Below are 16,109 nucleotides of genomic sequence, written 5' to 3'. Positions count from 1 at the left end.
TTGGCTGGGCCGAGCAGCGCAGATGGAGGCGGGATCAGGGCCGCAGTTGTCCGAGCGCAGCGAGTTCTGCGGACCCCCGCCGCAGTCGAGCAGCGCAGGTTGCCTGGAGCGAAGCGGAAGGACCCAGACAGTCGGGTCGCCTTTTCTTTGCTTCCTTTCTTTTGGCGACGCAAAAGAAAGGGAGTCGCCCGTCGGGGCGAGACCCGGCTTGCATGAGGACCCATGGAAGCACACGCTTGCAGAGACTTCGACAGGCCCAGCCCGAACGGGCAGAAAAAACTAAACCTCAGCCGCCCGCTTGTAGGCCTGCGCCGCAGCCACCGCATCACCACGCTGCTCGGCCAGCAGCGCCAGCGCGCGCCAGGCATTGCGGTGCAGGGTGCCGTCCTGCAGGGCCAGCACGGCCTGGGACAGCAGCTGCTGGGCCTTGCCCCAGAGCTGGCGCTTCAGGCAGGCCATGCCTGCGAGGTACTGGACATTGGCATCGCGCGGTCGCAGCTGCTGCGCCGTTTCGATGCGTGCCAGCCAGGCGGCGTCGATGGAGTCCAGCCCCTGCTCGAGCACGTGGATCAGCTTGATGCGCTGGGAGTCGCTGACCTCGGAGCGCGGCCGCATCACCGGCTCCCAGACCTGCAGTAGCCAGCTGCGGGCCAGGTCGGCGTCGCCGTGCAGCGCCATCAGGCGCGCGGCAGCGTGAATCACCAGCTCGGGCATGGCGCGCTCGCCGGCGTCCAGGGACTGCCAGGCGGTCTGCAGCTGCGCCGGATCATGGGCGCCGCCGAGCAGCTCGAGCGCCAGCCCGCGCACAATGCTTTGCGCCGCAGCGGGTGAAAAAGCGCGGTGTTTGGCCAGCAGCCGCGCGGTTTCCAGCGCCTGTGGAATCTGCCCGGCCTGGCGGGTGGCACGCAGCTTGGTGCGCAGCGCCAGCGTGCGGCGCGACGCGCCCTGCGGCAACTGGTTGAGCAGCTCCAGCGCGCCGACCGGGTCCCGGTCGTCGAGTGCCCAGCGCGCGGCACGCAGCTGCACGCCTTCGCGGGTCTCCTGGGCTATCCGGTGGCTGCTGACTTCCAGCGCCTGCTGCAGCTGCTCTTCACGCTCGGCCTTGTTCTGCAGGGCCTGTGCACTTTCGGCGGCCAGCAGGTGGGCCAGCAAACGCAGCTGGGTCGCGCGCGCCGGCGTGTAGCCGCCGACATGGCCGGAGGCCCGCGCCAGCAGGCTGAGGCTTTTTTCCTGGGTGATGGCGTTCTGCGCGAGCTTGGCCGCACGGATAAAACGCCCGGCCATCAGGTGCGACAACGCGTCCATGAAGGCGGCGTACATGGCACGCTCTTTTTGCTGGGCACGCCAGCGTCTGGCCTCGGCCGGCAGCGAAAACACCGCCACCGCGGCACGCAACGCCAGGTACAGCAGGGTGAACAGGCCGGCCAGCAGCAGCACCAGCAGGTTGAAGGAGATGTCGACGCGGTGCGGCGGCCAGAACAGCGTGACCACCGCCTGGTTGTTGCCGGCCACCAGCGCCACCGCCACCGCGATGCCGAACAGGGCCAGGAGCCAGAGAGCGCTGCGCATACCTGCCTCTTTAGCGACCTGCGGCCGCCGTGGCCAGCGCGGCCAGGGTTTCGTCCAGGCGCGGCAACTCGCTGGACTTCATCTGGCTTTGCACCTGCTGCAGCAACTGGGCCGCGGCCTGGGTCCTGCGCGAGGCAGGATCAAAGTACTTTGCCAGCGAGGCGCTGGCAGCGGCCAGGTCGGAACGGGCGCTGGCCGTCTGGCGCGACAGCAGGCCGAGCCGGGCATTGAGCAGTTTGAGCTTGAGGTTTTCACGCAGGAAAAAGGCCTGCTCGGGCGCCAGCAGCGCGGCGTCGGGCTGGTCGATGCGGCTCACCCGCAGCAGGCCGCGGGCTTCGTCCAGCGTGCCCTGCAGCGTGCGCTGCCACCAGGCCCTGAGCGCCAGGCTGTCCAGCCAGGCCATGGAGGTGCCTGCTGCCGAGGCGGGCCTGGCCGGCGCGGGCGCAGCCGCCGGCGCCATCAGGCGGGCGGCGGCCGCGCCGGTGACCATCGCGTTGGCCAGCGGCAGGTCGTCCACCGCACGTGTCAACTCGTCGAGTTTGAGCAGCAGGCCGGGCACATCGGTCACGGTGGTGGCCTTGATGCGCTCCACGTCCCGGGCGATGGCACGCTGCAGCGGATTGAGGCGGGGCTGCGCGGCGCGCGCCAGCCGCTGGTCGGCCGACTTGAGGGCGGCCAGCAGCGGCTCGGCGCTGCCGGTCAGCTGGGCCTGCTGCTGGGCCAGGCGCAGCGCGGACTCCACATCGACCACCAGGTTTTCGTCGCGCGAACGCGACAGGCTTTGCATCAGTTCTTCCAGCTGGGTGCGCTGCAGGCTCACCTCGCTGAGCCGCGTCTCCAGCAGTGCCAGGCGCGCCGTCAGTTCGCGCGTGCCTTCCTGTGCCTGCCGCGCCAGTGTGCGGGCCTCGATGGCCTGCGCGGTCGAATCCGTGCTGCGCCGGGCCAGTTCTTCCTGGATGTTGCCGAGCTTTTGCCACAGCAGGATGCTGAGCACGAGGCCGGCGACGGCCACCAACCCGGTCGTCAGCAACCAGCGACGCCCCGCGCCCGCCGCCGCGGGTGCTGCCGGCAACTCGGCCGGGGGCGCCGGCAAGGGAGTGGGGACGGGTTCGCTGTCGCTCATGGTGGTATTGATTCTATCGAGCCCACGATGTCCGCTATCTCCGGACGTGACTGCACAACAACACCCCAGCCGGCGGCGCGCGCCGCCTCGGCAATACGCGGGTGGGTGGCGACGGCGCGGGCGCGCGACCAGTCGCCTGCCGGCAGGTGAGCCAGCGCCTCGGAACTGCTCAGCAGCCAGACCGAGCCGTCCTGCGCCGCGGCCTCGATGCGCTGCCGCTGCGAGTCGGTGAAAACCGGCGCGCGGCGCTGGTACACCGCCACCACCTCGACCCGGGCGCCTGCGGCGGCGAACTGCTGCGCCAGCCAGTCGCGCCCGGCGCCGGCCGCCTGGTCCTGGCCTGCGCCCTGGCCGCGCACGATCAGCACGCGCCGGCCCTGCCAGTCGCGCTGGCCCACCACCGCCCACAAGGCTTCGGAGTCAAACTGACCGGCGTCTGCCGCCGGGGCGTCGATCAGCGCCTCCGGCACACCCGCACGGCGCAGCGCGGCCACCGTGCCGGGGCCGGGCGCCAGCAGGCGCGGGCCCAGGCTTGCTACGGAATCAGTAGCTGCTTGTGACCACTGCACAAGGGCTGCAGCCTGATTTGATGCAAAAAAACCGTCCACGGCATTGCCGCTGACAAACATCAATGCCGCATAAGCGCTGATCTCGCGCCAGGCCTGCTGCAGGGCCGGCGACTCCGGCAGCGCGGCGATCTCGATCAGGGGCAGCGCCTCGGCCTGCAGGCCGTGCGCCTGCAGGGCCTGCACCCAGCCAGCGGCATCGCGCTCAGGCCGGGTGACGATGACACGCACTGCGCTCAAGGCTGCGGCGCAGGGGCGGCCCAGACGGCGCCGCCGGCCCGCAAGGAAGCGGCCACGCGTTCACCCAGGGCCTCGGCGTCAGCGAAGCTGCGCACCGGCGCGCGGTGTTCGGCGCGCACCAGCGGCTGGCCGGCCACCCCTTGCCCGTCCGCGCCGGGCTCGCCCCAGGCGGCTTCCAGGGTCATCTCGCCGCCCTGCGGTTCGCGGATGAAGGCGGCCAGCGGCATCGAGCAGCTGCCGCCCATGGCGCGCGACACGGTGCGCTCGGCCGTCACGGCCAGCCAGGTCGGCTGGTGCGCCAGCGTGGCCAGCGCGTCCAGCAGATCCCGCCGGTCGGCACGCACTTCGATGCCCAGCGCGCCCTGCCCGGCAGCGGGCAACATCTGCGCCGGCTCGAAGGCACAGCGGATGCGGGGCGCCAGGCCCAGCCGTTTCAGCCCGGCGGCAGCCAGCACGATGGCCTGGTACTGCCCTTCGTCGAGCTTGCGCAGGCGGGTGTCGAGGTTGCCGCGCAGGGGCTCGATCTTCAAATCGGGCCGCAAGGCCTTGAGCAGCACCAGACGGCGCAGGCTGGAGGTGCCGACGACGGCGCCGGGCGGCAGCTCGTCCAGCGACGAAAAGTGATTCGACACCAGCGCATCACGCGGGTCCTCGCGCTCGAGCACACAGGCCAGGGCGAAGCCGGCCGGCAGGTCCATCGGCACGTCTTTGAGCGAATGCACGGCCAGGTCGGCACGGCCGTCCAGCAGCGCGGTTTCCAGCTCCTTGACGAACAGCCCCTTGCCGCCGACCTTGCTCAGCGAGCGGTCCAGGATCTGGTCGCCCAGCGTGGTCATGCCCAGCAGCGCCACCTGCCAGCCCAGGCGGGTCTCCAGCAAGGCCTTGACGTGTTCCGCCTGCCACATGGCCAGCCGGCTTTCGCGCGTGGCAATGACAACGCGGGGAGAAGGGGAAGAAGCTGCGCTCACTCGTAACCTGTCTGTAATCTTGGGGGGTGCCCGGATGCTAGCATGCTGCACTGCAAAACAAGAGCCAACACGAGGTGAACCATGGTAACGACGGCGCGTGCGACCCCCCCCAAGGAACAAACCGGGGGAGCTGCCAAAGACAGTGGACGCCCGCGCGCCAGAAGCAGGGACAACGAGCGCCCGCTGGTCGAGGACATCCGCCTGCTGGGCCGCATCCTCGGTGACGTGATCCGCGAGCAGGAAGGGGTGGCCGCCTACGAGCTGATCGAGGAAGTGCGCAAGCTGTCCGTGGCCTTTCGCCGCGACGCCGACCACGAGGCCGACAAGGCGCTGAAAAAGCTGCTCAAGGGCCTGTCCGGCGACCAGACCGTCAGCGTGATACGCGCCTTCACCTACTTCAGCCACCTGGCCAACCTGGCCGAGGACCGGCACCACATCCGCCGCCGCGCCATCCACGAACGCGCCGGCGACACCCAGGAAGGCAGCATAGAAGTGGCGCTGGCCCGCCTGCGCTGGGCGGGAATAGCTCCTAAAACAATAGCAAATATGCTGGCACACAGCTTTGTTTCTCCGGTGCTCACGGCGCACCCGACCGAGGTGCAGCGCAAGAGCATCCTGGACGCCGAGCGCGACATCGCGCAGCTGCTGACGGCGCGCGACGAGATCAAGGCGCTGGCCCTCGCCGTCAATGCGGCGCGTGATGCGCTGACGCCGCGCGAACTTGCCGCCAACGAAGCGCAGCTGCGCGCACGTGTGATGCAGCTGTGGCAGACCCGGCTGCTGCGTTTCACCAAACTCACGGTGGCCGACGAGATCGAGAACGCGCTCAGTTATTACGAATCGACCTTTCTGCGCGAGATCCCCAAGCTCTACGCCGACCTCGAACGTGCGCTCGGCAATCAGCCGGTGCACAGCTTTCTGCGCATGGGCCAGTGGATAGGCGGCGACCGGGACGGCAACCCCAATGTCAGTGCGGACACCCTCAACTACGCCCTGCGCCGACAGGCCGAAGTGGCGCTGCGCCACTACCTGACCGAGGTGCACTACCTGGGCGGCGAACTCTCGCTGTCGGCCATGCTGGTGGACTTCACGCCGCAGATGCGGGCGCTGGCCGAAAGCTCACCCGACACCAACGAACACCGCCTCGACGAGCCCTACCGGCGCGCGCTGACCGGTGTCTACGCACGGCTGGCCGCCACACTGAAAGACCTCACGGGCACCGAGGCCGCGCGCCATGCGGTGGCGCCGCAAAACGCCTACCTGACCTCCGGGGACTTCCTGGTTGACCTGCGCACGATTGCATCCTCGCTGCAGGCCAACCACGGCGGCGCGCTGGTCGCGCAGCGCCTGCACCCGCTGATCCGCGCGGTGGAGGTGTTCGGCTTTCACCTGGCCACGGTGGACCTGCGCCAGAGCTCGGACAAACACGAGGAAGTCGTCGCCGAGCTGCTTGCCGTCGCGCGCATCGAGCCCAACTACGCGGGCCTGGACGAAATGGCCAAGCGCGCGTTGCTGCTGCAACTGCTCAACGACGCCAGGCCGCTGCGTGTGGTCGGCACGGTTTATTCGGCGCACGCCACCGGCGAGCTGGCGATTTTCGAGGCCGCCCGCACGGCGCGTGCACGTTTCGGCAGGGAAGCCATCCGCCACTACATCATCAGCCACACCGAAACCGTCAGCGATCTGCTCGAGGTCTTGCTGCTGCAAAAGGAAGTCGGCCTGATGCATGGCACGCTGGACAGCGCTGCAAGCAACGACCTGATCGTCGTGCCACTGTTCGAGACGATTGAAGACCTGCGCAATGCCGCCCCCATCATGCGGGAGTTTTATGCCCTGCCCGGCATCGCCCGACTCGTGCAGCGCAGCGGCGCCGAGCAGGACATCATGCTCGGCTACTCCGACAGCAACAAGGACGGCGGCATCTTCACCAGCAACTGGGAGCTGTACCGCGCAGAGATCGCGCTGGTCGAGCTGTTCGACCAGCTGGCCAACTCGCACAACATCCAGCTGCGCATGTTCCACGGCCGCGGCGGCACCGTCGGGCGCGGCGGCGGCCCCAGCTACCAGGCCATCCTGGCGCAGCCCCCGGGCACGGTGCGCGGACAGATCCGCCTGACCGAGCAGGGCGAAGTCATCGGTTCCAAATACGCCAACCCGGAAATCGGCCGGCGCAACCTGGAAACCCTGGTCGCCGCCACGCTGGAAGCCACCCTGTTGCAGCCCACCAAGCCGGCCACCAAGGCCTTTCTGCAGGCCGCCGACCAGCTGTCGCAAGCCAGCATGGCCGCCTACCGAGCGCTGGTCTACGAAACCCCCGGTTTCACCGAGTATTTTTTCAGCGCGACACCGATCCGCGAGATTGCCGAACTCAACATCGGCTCCCGGCCCGCGTCCAGAAAAGCCACACAGAAGATCGAGGATCTGCGCGCCATTCCCTGGGGTTTCAGCTGGGGCCAGTGCCGCCTGACCCTGCCGGGCTGGTATGGTTTTGGCGCGGCGATTGCGCAGTTTCTCGACCAGGGCGGCACGCCGGCCAGCCGCAAGGAGGCGATCGCCCTGCTGCAGAAGATGTACAAGCAGTGGCCATTTTTCCGCACCCTGCTCAGCAACATGGACATGGTGCTGGCCAAAAGCGACCTGGCGCTGGCCTCGCGGTATGCCGAATTGGTCGGCGACGCGCGCCTGCGCAAGAAGATTTTCAGCGCCATCGAGGTCGAGTGGCACCGCACCGCCGAAGCGCTGACGCTGATCACCGGCGACAAGCAGCGCCTGGCCAACAATGCGGCCCTGCAGCGCTCCATCCGCCACCGCTTTCCCTACATCGACCCGCTGCACCATTTGCAGGTCGAACTGGTGCGCCGCTACCGCGAGGGCAAAGCCGACGAACGCGTGCAGCGCGGCATCCACATCTCGATCAACGGCATCGCGGCGGGCTTGCGCAACACCGGGTGATCGCCGGCTAAACAGCGGCCGCGGAGGGCCAGCGCCGGCGCCCAAGGGAGGTGTTCCACCCGGCAGCCAACAACTGTCGGACTGCTCCTACAGGTCTTCCAGTGGAATCCGATGGCGGCGGCCGCGGGTGAACCCTAGGATGGGTTTTAACGCCACACCGCATTGCCACAGGCAGTGCCGGCGACCACCCCCTTGGAGCCAGAACCATGTCTACGCCACACGCCGAGGCGGTCAGCCGCCTTTCCGCACTTCATGAGTCCATGAGCAATGAGTATGTGAGCAGTGATTTCATGGCACTGGCTGCACACATGAACGATTGCCAGCTTTCGCGTGGCCGCTTTTTTGCACTGCGTGCCGCACTGGAGTCCCTGCAAGCCACCGCGTCCCCGCGCATCGTGACCACAGGCGCTCTCTTCGTCTGCTGCGGCGTGGCCTTGCTGGCCGTGGTTTGAGAGGGTGGACGCCGCCGTTCTTGACCGGCTGGAAGCCCTCACCCCGCACGCACGCCAGATCCTCCTGACCCAAAGGTCGGAAACCGATCCGACCATACGCGCCGAACTGTTCGGCATCCACCGTTTCGAACAACATGGCCGCAGCCTGGCGGCAGCCCAGACGGTGCAGGCCGACGGCCCTTCGCGGCGCGGCCCTTCCTTTTTCCCGCGCGTCGAGGAAAACCTGGTCGCGCTGCGCCAGGCCTACGACTATGTGGCGCTGACTTCCAGCAGCGGCCACTACGTGACGCCTGCCGCCGAATGGCTGCTCGACAATTTTCACCTCGTCGAAGCCCAGTTGCAGCAGATCCGCGAGGGTGTGCCGCGGCGTTATTACGCGAGCCTGCCCAAACTGGCGGCGGCACCGCTGGCAGGCCTGCCGCGTGTCTACGGCATCGCCTGGGCTTATGTCGCGCATACCGACAGCGTGCTCAACCCGGAACTGTTCACCGCCTTTCTCAATGCCTACCAGGATCAAAGCGAACTGCGGCTGAGCGAGCTCTGGGCCCTGCCGACCACCCTGCGCGTGGTGCTGCTTGAAAACCTGCGCCGCATGGCCGACAACATTGCCCAAAGCAAGGTGGCCCGGGAAGTCGCCCATGCGGTCTGGGACTGCGTTGACCGGCTCGACGACGCCGACCTCGACGCAATCAATGCCCTGATGCAGCAGCGGGGCCTGCAGCGCAACTACCTCACGCAGCTGTGGCAGCGCATGCCCACGGTCAAACTGGACATCTCGCCCTCGCTGGTCCTCTGGACCGAACGGCATTGCCCGGACGGACCGGCGCTGATGGTTGAAAACCAGACGGCGCAAGTGGCCGCCAACCTCACCGTCGGCAACATCATCACCACCCTGCGCCTGATCGGACAGGCCGACTGGGTCGAGCTGATCGAGCCGGTGAGCCGGTCGCTGCGCATGCTCAGTCGGCTGCCCAGCTTTGCCCGGGAAAGCGAACTGACGCGCCAGCAGATCACCCAGTCCATGGAGCGGCTGGCGCGCCTGAGCCGCCACTCAGAACGCGAGGTGGCGCAGGCCGTGGTCGCCGCCGCGCGGGCGGCGCCCCACACCCTGCCCGCGACCGCCGTGGAGCGCACGGCCGGCTATTACCTGCTCGGTGGCGGCCGGTCCGCCCTGGAGGCGACCCTGGGCATGACGGCACGCGGCGCGCCGGCGGCCGCCCTGCGCAACTGGCGCCTGCCGCTGTACATCACCACTATCATCCTGGGCACCGTCCTGATCCTGCTGGCCGCTGCCAACCGCATGGACCTGCACAGCTGGCCGGCGGTGGCGGCGCTGTTCCTGCTGGCTTGGCCGGCGTCCGAAGCCGCCGCGGCCTTCGTGCACCGCCTGATCGCCGAATCGCTCAAGATCCGCTCCCTGCCACGACTCGATTTCTCGGCCGGCATCCCGCCCGAGCACCGCGTGCTGGTTGTTCTGCCGACGCTGCTGAGCTCCGGCGCAACCATTCGTGAGCTGGCAGAACGCCTTGAGCTGCACTGGCTGGCCAACCGCGAGCGCGAGGCCCAGTTTGCCCTGCTCACCGACTGGGTGGATGCACCGCGGGAAACCATGACGGGCGATGCGGCCCTGCTCAACGCGGCGCTGGCGCAAGTGGCCGAATTGAATACGCGCCACCCCGCGCCGGCCGGGGTGGCGCCACGCTTTTTGCTGATCCATCGCCCGCGCGAATGGAGCGACACCCAGCAGAAATGGCTGGGCTGGGAGCGAAAACGGGGCAAACTCGAACAGCTGGTGCGCACGCTGGCCACCGGCAGCATGGCCGGCTTCATGCCGCTGGCCAACGACCAGCGGCTGGCCGACGGCATCCGGTACATCGTGACGCTCGACAGCGACACCGGCCTGCCGCCCGGCGCCCTGCGCGACCTGGTGGCCGTGGCGGCCCACCCGCTGAACACACCGCAGATCGACGCCGCGTCGCGCCGCGTGGTGGCCGGTTACGGCATCCTGCAACCGCGCGTGGTCACACCGCTGCCGGGGCCCGCTGAACGCACCCCTTTTCACCGCCTGTTTGCCGGCCAATGCGGCATTGACCCGTACAGCAACGGCGTATCCGAGGTGTACCAGGACCTATTCGGCAGCGGCAGTTTCAGCGGCAAGGGCCTGCTGCATGTCGCCGCGGTGCATGCGGTCCTCGACGACCGCCTGCCCACGGGGTCCATCCTCAGTCACGACCTGCTCGAAGGCAACATCGCGCGCTGCGGCTTTGTCAGCGACGTGGTGCTGGTCGAAGAGCAACCCCACCATGCGGGCGTGGCCGCCTCGCGCATTCACCGCTGGACCCGCGGCGACTGGCAGTTGCTGCCCTTCATGGCGCGCGCCAGGCACTATGGCATCGATGCACTGGGCCTGTGGAAAATGACCGACAACTTGCGCCGCTCGCTGGTGATCCCTGCCACCGTCGGCCTGCTCATCTGCGTCGTTTTCACTGCGGCCATGCCGCTGGCCACTGCGCTGCTCGTCATCTTCGCGGCCTTGCTGGCCGGGCCCCTGCTAGGCGCGCTGGCCGGCCTGGTGCCGACACGCCGCGGCATCGCCTGGCGCCATTTTTTCCATGTGGGCCGCAGCGAGATGTTGCGGGCGCTGGGCGGCGCCGCCTGGCAGTTCAGCCAGTTGCCGGTGCAGGCCACCCTGCTGCTCGACGCCATCGTGCGCTCTGCCTGGCGCATGCGCGTGAGCCGCCGCGGACTGCTCGAGTGGAGCACCGCCGCCCAGGCCAAGGCCGCCGCACGCCACGAGCTTTCCGCCTTCGTGCGCCAGCATGCGCCGGTGTCGCTGCTGTGCGCGGCGCTGGCGGTCGCCGCGTTGTGGAGCCCTCACCCCGCCGCCGGCACCGCGCTGTTCCTGCTCTGGGCGGCGTCGCCGCTGGCCGCTTGGTGGGCCAGCAAGCCGCGCCCGCCGGATCCCGCGCACCGCCTGCGGGACGAGGAACGGGCATACCTGCACACGCTGGCGCGCGACACCTGGCGCTTTTTCGAGCAATCGGTCGGCGCCGAAGACAACCACCTGCCGCCGGACAACCTGCAGCTGGTGCCCGAGCCCACGCTGGCGCATCGCACCTCGCCGACCAACATCGGCCTGTACCTGCTGGCCATCTGCTGCGCACGCGAGTTCGGCTGGATCAGCACAAATGAAGTCATCGGCCGGCTGCAAGCCTCGCTCGACAGCATAGACCGCCTGCCCCGGCACGATGGCCACCTGCTCAACTGGTACAACACGCGAACGCTGGAGGTGCTGCAGCCGGCCTATGTGTCGGTTGTCGACAGCGGCAACCTGGCCGGCCTGTTGCTGGCCGTCGCGCAGGCCTGCACCGGCCTGGCGCAAAGCGGAGCCGACGGCAAGCCGGCGCAGGCCAGCCTGCTGCAGCTGGCGGCGCGCTGCCAGGCCCTGTACGCGGCCATGGACTTTCGCGGCCTGTACGACGCCAAGCGCCACCTGTTTCATATCGGCCTGCGCGTGCACGAACATGCACTCGATGCGAGTTACTACGACCTGCTGGCCTCCGAGTCCCGGCTGACCAGCTTTCTGGCGATTGCCAAGGGCGACGTTCCGCGGCGCCACTGGGCCGCCCTCGGCCGGCCCTTCCTGTCGGTGGGCGTGGTGCCGGGCCTGAAGTCCTGGTCGGGCTCGATGTTCGAATACCTGATGCCCTCGCTGCTGATGTCCGAGCCCGGTCACGGCCTGCTGCACACGGCGGCCCATGCGGCGGCGGCCGAACAGCGCGCCTACGGTGCCGCGCAGCAGCTCCCGTGGGGCGTATCGGAGTCCGGCTATTTCGCGCAGGACCATTCGCTGGCCTTCCAGTACTCCCCTTTCGGTGTCCCACGGCTGGCGCTGCGGCGCACGCCGCACACTGACCGCGTTATTGCGCCTTACGCCACCCTGCTGGCCACACTGTTCGATGCGCGCGGCGCCGTGCGCAACCTGCAGCGCCTGGAAAAACTGGGCGCACGCGGCGAGCTGGGGTTTTATGAAGCCCTGGACTTCACCGTCGCACGCCAGCCGGAAAAATCGGGCACCGAGGCGTTCAGCATTGTTGAAGCCTTCATGGCGCACCACCAGGGCATGGCGCTGGTGGCGCTGTGCAACGTGCTGTGCACCAACGCACCGCGGCGCTGGTTCTGCGGCGACCCGCTGGTGCGGGCGCATGAGAGCCTGCTGCATGAAAACACGCCACGCCAGATCGTCCGCAGTGCCGACCCGCGCCTGCCGCCGGAGCCCGGCGGCTACCTCCCGGAGCCGGTGTTCCAGTCACGCGAGCTGAACCCGCTGGGCAGCGGCTGGAAGCCCACCCACCTGCTGTCCAACGGACGCTACAACGTTGCCCTGCGTGCCAACGGCGCCGGGCTGAGCCGCTGGCGCGGCCGCAACATCACGCGCTGGCGCGATGACCTGCTGCGTGACGGCTACGGCAGCTTTTTCTACCTGGTCCACCCCGACCAGGCCGGTGAACCCAGCGTCAGCTCGCTCACGGCGCGGCCGGCGCCGGGCACGGGCTGGCACTACCAGGCGCGCTTCATGGCCGACCGGGTGCAGTTCGACGCGCAGGGCGGGGACCTGAGCACCACCCTGACCGTGCTGGTCAGCCCCGAGGACGACACCGAGTTGCGCACCGTGACGCTGCTCAACACGGGACGCACCGAGCAGGTGCTGGAGCTGGTGTCCTGCTTTGAGGCAGTGCTGGCCGACCCGCGCGCCGATGAAGCACACCCGGCGTTTTCCGGCCTGTTTGTGCAGACTCGCTGGGAACCGCAGTGGCGCGCCCTCATGCTCACGCGCCGGCCGCGCCTGCACGGTGACCCGCAAATGGCGGTGGCGCATTTTCTGGCCGAGGCGGAGGCCGACCTGATCTCGGTGGCGTGTATGGCCGACCGCCGCGTGTTCGCAGGACGCCACCACCCGGTGCACCAGCCCGCTCTGGGCGACCAGCCGTTTGATGCGCATGGCCAGCCCGTCAACGGCCTGGACCCGGTGGCCAGCCTGCGCGTGACACTGCGGCTGGCACCGGGCGCCCTGGCCAGGCTGAGTTTTGCCACGACGGTCGCCGAGACGGCGGACGAGCTGGTGCCCCGCATCGACAAATACCTGCAGCCCATGCATGTGGAGCGTGCGACCCGCATGGCCGCGACACTGGCCCAGGTGCGGCTGCGCGACCTGGCGCTGACCCCGGAGGAAAACCTGGCGCTGCAGGACATGAGCACGGCGCTGATGTACAGCGTTGCCCGGCTGGCTGAACGCACGCCGCTGGACCAGCGCCAGCTCTGGCGCTTCGGCCTGTCCGGCGACAAGCCCATCGTGTTGCTGCGCATCCACTCACCCAACGGCCTGCCGCTGGTGCATGCGCTGCTGCGCGCCCAGCCCTGGTGGGCCTTCGGCGGGTTGGCGGTCGACGTGGTGGTGGTCAACAGCGAGGTCAACTCTTACCTCATGCCGCTGCAGCGCGACATCCTGGCGCTGCGCGATCGCCTCACGCAGGCGGTACAGCACAGCTTCCCGCGCGATGAAGCCGCATCGGCGGCGGCGGGTTTTTTCCTGCTGCGCGAGCAGGAAATGTCCATCGGCGAAAAAAGTGCGCTGACCGGGCTGGCGCGGGTGGTACTCAACGCCGACGGGCGGCCGCTGGAAATGCAGGTCGCGGCCCTGCGCGACAACTGGTTGCCGAAGCGCGCTGGCGCTGTGGCTCGAACGGCACTGGCCGGCCACGCGCCTTCCGCGACGGTGACCGCGACTACTGCACCGGGCGGCTTCGATGCCGCCAGCGGCGAGTACCGGTTCGAGCTGGCAGGCGGCCAGCGCCTGCCCAGGCCCTGGGTCAATGTCATTGGCAACCCGTCCTTTGGTTTTCAGGTGTCTGAAACCGGCAGCGGCTACACCTGGGCCGGCAACAGCCGCCTGCACCAGATCACCCCCTGGTCGAACGACCCGGTGCGCGACCCGGCGTTTGAGCACTGGCTGCTGCAGGACCTGGACAGCGGCGAGGTGTTTGCGCTGGCGCCCTCGCTGCTGGCCGCACCCGAGAGCAGCTGGCGCGTGCGCCATGGCCAGGGTTATTCGGTGTTTGAGGGCCGGCATGCCGGCCTGCAGCTGGAGACCACGTTTTTTGCCGACCTGCACGAAGCCGTCAAGGTGGTCCAGGTGCGCGTGCGGCTGGAGGAAGGCGGCGCCAGGCGGCGGCTGCGCGCCGTCGCCATGGTCGAGTGGCAGATGGGTGAAGCCAGGGGCAACCGGCGCACGCTTCACACCTGGAACGGCGCCGAACGGGTGGCCGTGTTTGCCCAGCAGCGTGAATGCCGCGACGGCTTTGGCGGCAGCACCGCCTTCCTGGCGCTGTCGGGTGCGGCCGGCGGCACGCAATGGACCTGCGACCGCGGCGAATTTTTCGACACGCGGGGCCAGCTGGTGCTGCCCGCCAGCCTGGGCCGGCGCAGCGGCGGCGCCGTCGACCCGTGCGCAGCCCTCGCCAGCGAGTTCACGCTGGCGGGCAACGCCGACCTGACGTTCAGCTTCATCCTCGGTCACGCGGCCGACGGGGCCGGCGCCGAGCAGATGGCCAGGCAGTGGGCGCAGCGGGACACCGGCCAGGCCCTGCAGGAGGTGCAGTCCTGGTGGTCGCAACTGCTGGACAAGGTGCAGGTCCGCACACCCGACCCGCTGTTCGACGCGCTGGTCAACCGCTGGCTGATCTACCAGACCGTGGTCTGCCGGCTGTGGTCCAAGGCCGGCTTCTACCAGGCCGGCGGCGCGTTCGGTTTTCGCGACCAGTTGCAGGACGCCATGGCCCTGGGCCTGGCCGACCCGGCGCGGTTGCGTGCGCAGATCGTTCTCAATGCCTCGCGCCAGTTCCCCGAAGGTGATGTGCAGCACTGGTGGCACGCGCCCGGCGGCGAAGGCGTGCGCACGCACTTTTCCGACGACCTGCTCTGGCTGCCCCATGCCTGTGCGCACTACATCGACATCACGGGCGACCTGGCCCTGCTCGATGAATCCGTGGCCTTTATCGACGGACCGCCCATCCCCGACGGCGCCGAAGACGCCTACTACCCGCCGCAAACCAGCACGCAGTCGGCCAGCGTCTACGAACACTGCGCCCGAACCCTGGATCGCAGCCTGGCCGTGGGCATACACGGCCTGCCGCTGATGGGCACCGGCGACTGGAACGACGGCATGAACCGTGTCGGCCATGAGGGCAAGGGCGAGTCCGTCTGGCTGGGCTGGTTCCTGTGCCGCGTGGCCCAGGACTTTGCCCCGCTGGCAAAAGCCAGGGGCGAGACCGCACGCGCCGACAAATGGCTGCACGCGCGGCAAGGCTGGATCGCCGCGCTGCACGACGCCGGCTGGGACGGCGCCTGGTTCCGCCGCGCGTTTTTTGACAACGGCGCGCCGCTCGGCTCCAGCGCCAACAGCGAATGCCGCATCGACCTGATCGCGCAGGCCTGGTCCGTGCTGTCCGGCGCCTCCACCGAGGCGTTCACCGTGCCGGCCATGCTGGCCCTCAAGCAGCAGCTGATCGACCAGGACGCCGGCCTGTTGCGCCTGCTGGACCCGCCGCTGCAACACGCCGCCAACAACCCGGGTTATATCCAGGCCTACCCGCCCGGCGTGCGCGAAAACGGCGGCCAGTATTCCCACGCCGGGGTCTGGGCCATGATGGCGCAGGCCCTGAGCGGCGACACCGAAGCCGCCTGGCGCAGCTTCGAAGCCCTGAGCCCGGCGCACCGCAGCGCCCACCCGGTGCGTGGCCCGGCCTATGAAATTGAACCTTATGTGCTGGCCGGCGACATCTACAGCGCACCGCCCTACGTCGGGCGCGGCGGCTGGAGCTGGTACACCGGCTCGGCCGCCTGGCTGCACCGCGCTGCGCTGGAAACCCTACTGGGCTTGACCGTTCGCCAGGGCGAGCTGTCCCTGACGCCGCGTGTGCCCGCGCACTGGCCAACGTTTGAGATCATCCTGCGTCTTGATGGACGCGTGGTGACCTTGCGCTGGCAGCGCGCCGATGTGGCGCAGGAAGAAAGCTTCAAGCCGGACCGGGTGCTGGCGCCGGGCGAGGTGGTGCGGCTGGCGGAACTGCCGATGCAGGCCAGCCTGCTGGTGCTGGCTGTGTCGTGACGCAAAAGATGCTATTGATTCAGTAGCTTTTTGCGCATAACCTATAAGGGCTGAAGGCATTTTTCATGCATA

General features: G+C 68.7%; 7 protein-coding genes. 3 read left to right on the top strand and 4 right to left on the bottom strand.

Annotation, left to right across the window (positions count from 1 at the left end):
- Window positions 1-279: 279 nt before the first annotated feature.
- Genes B7G52_RS19435 through hemC form a run of 4 tightly spaced genes read right to left on the bottom strand, consistent with a single transcriptional unit; the run spans window position 280 to window position 4,466 of the window.
- The gene (locus B7G52_RS19435) at window positions 280-1,569 is read right to left on the bottom strand and encodes a heme biosynthesis HemY N-terminal domain-containing protein (RefSeq protein WP_096699196.1); all 1,290 of its coding nucleotides are present in this window, start codon (window positions 1,567-1,569) and stop codon (window positions 280-282) included.
- 10 nt (window positions 1,570-1,579) lie between these two features.
- Window positions 1,580-2,692: a uroporphyrinogen-III C-methyltransferase gene (locus B7G52_RS19430; protein WP_096699194.1), complete on the bottom strand. Its 1,113-nt coding sequence runs from the start codon at window positions 2,690-2,692 to the stop codon at window positions 1,580-1,582.
- Window positions 2,689-3,498, bottom strand: a complete 810-nt coding sequence (locus B7G52_RS19425; protein WP_096699192.1) for a uroporphyrinogen-III synthase — start codon at window positions 3,496-3,498, stop codon at window positions 2,689-2,691. The genes B7G52_RS19430 and B7G52_RS19425 overlap by 4 nt, the downstream gene beginning before the upstream one ends.
- Window positions 3,495-4,466 carry a hydroxymethylbilane synthase gene (gene hemC, locus B7G52_RS19420; protein ID WP_096699190.1) on the bottom strand — a complete coding sequence of 324 codons (972 nt, stop codon included), beginning with the start codon at window positions 4,464-4,466 and terminating at the stop codon, window positions 3,495-3,497. The genes B7G52_RS19425 and hemC overlap by 4 nt, the downstream gene beginning before the upstream one ends.
- A gap of 81 nt (window positions 4,467-4,547) precedes the next feature.
- Between hemC and ppc the strand changes: the two genes are divergently transcribed.
- From ppc to B7G52_RS19405, 3 genes are all read left to right on the top strand, one after another.
- A complete protein-coding gene (gene ppc, locus B7G52_RS19415) occupies window positions 4,548-7,418 on the top strand; it encodes a phosphoenolpyruvate carboxylase (protein ID WP_096699188.1) in 2,871 nt (956 codons plus the stop codon).
- Between the two features lie 206 nt (window positions 7,419-7,624).
- Window positions 7,625-7,870 carry a hypothetical protein gene (locus tag B7G52_RS19410; protein WP_141397502.1) on the top strand — a complete coding sequence of 82 codons (246 nt, stop codon included), beginning with the start codon at window positions 7,625-7,627 and terminating at the stop codon, window positions 7,868-7,870.
- Between the two features lie 4 nt (window positions 7,871-7,874).
- Window positions 7,875-16,037 carry a GH36-type glycosyl hydrolase domain-containing protein gene (locus B7G52_RS19405; protein WP_096699184.1) on the top strand — a complete coding sequence of 2,721 codons (8,163 nt, stop codon included), beginning with the start codon at window positions 7,875-7,877 and terminating at the stop codon, window positions 16,035-16,037.
- Window positions 16,038-16,109: the final 72 nt, after the last annotated feature.

This window comes from Polaromonas sp. AER18D-145 (assembly GCF_002379095.1).
Lineage (GTDB): Bacteria > Pseudomonadota > Gammaproteobacteria > Burkholderiales > Burkholderiaceae_C > Polaromonas.
The sequence above is the reverse complement of the archived record's forward strand: the minus strand, read 5'-3'. Positions and strand labels throughout refer to the sequence as shown.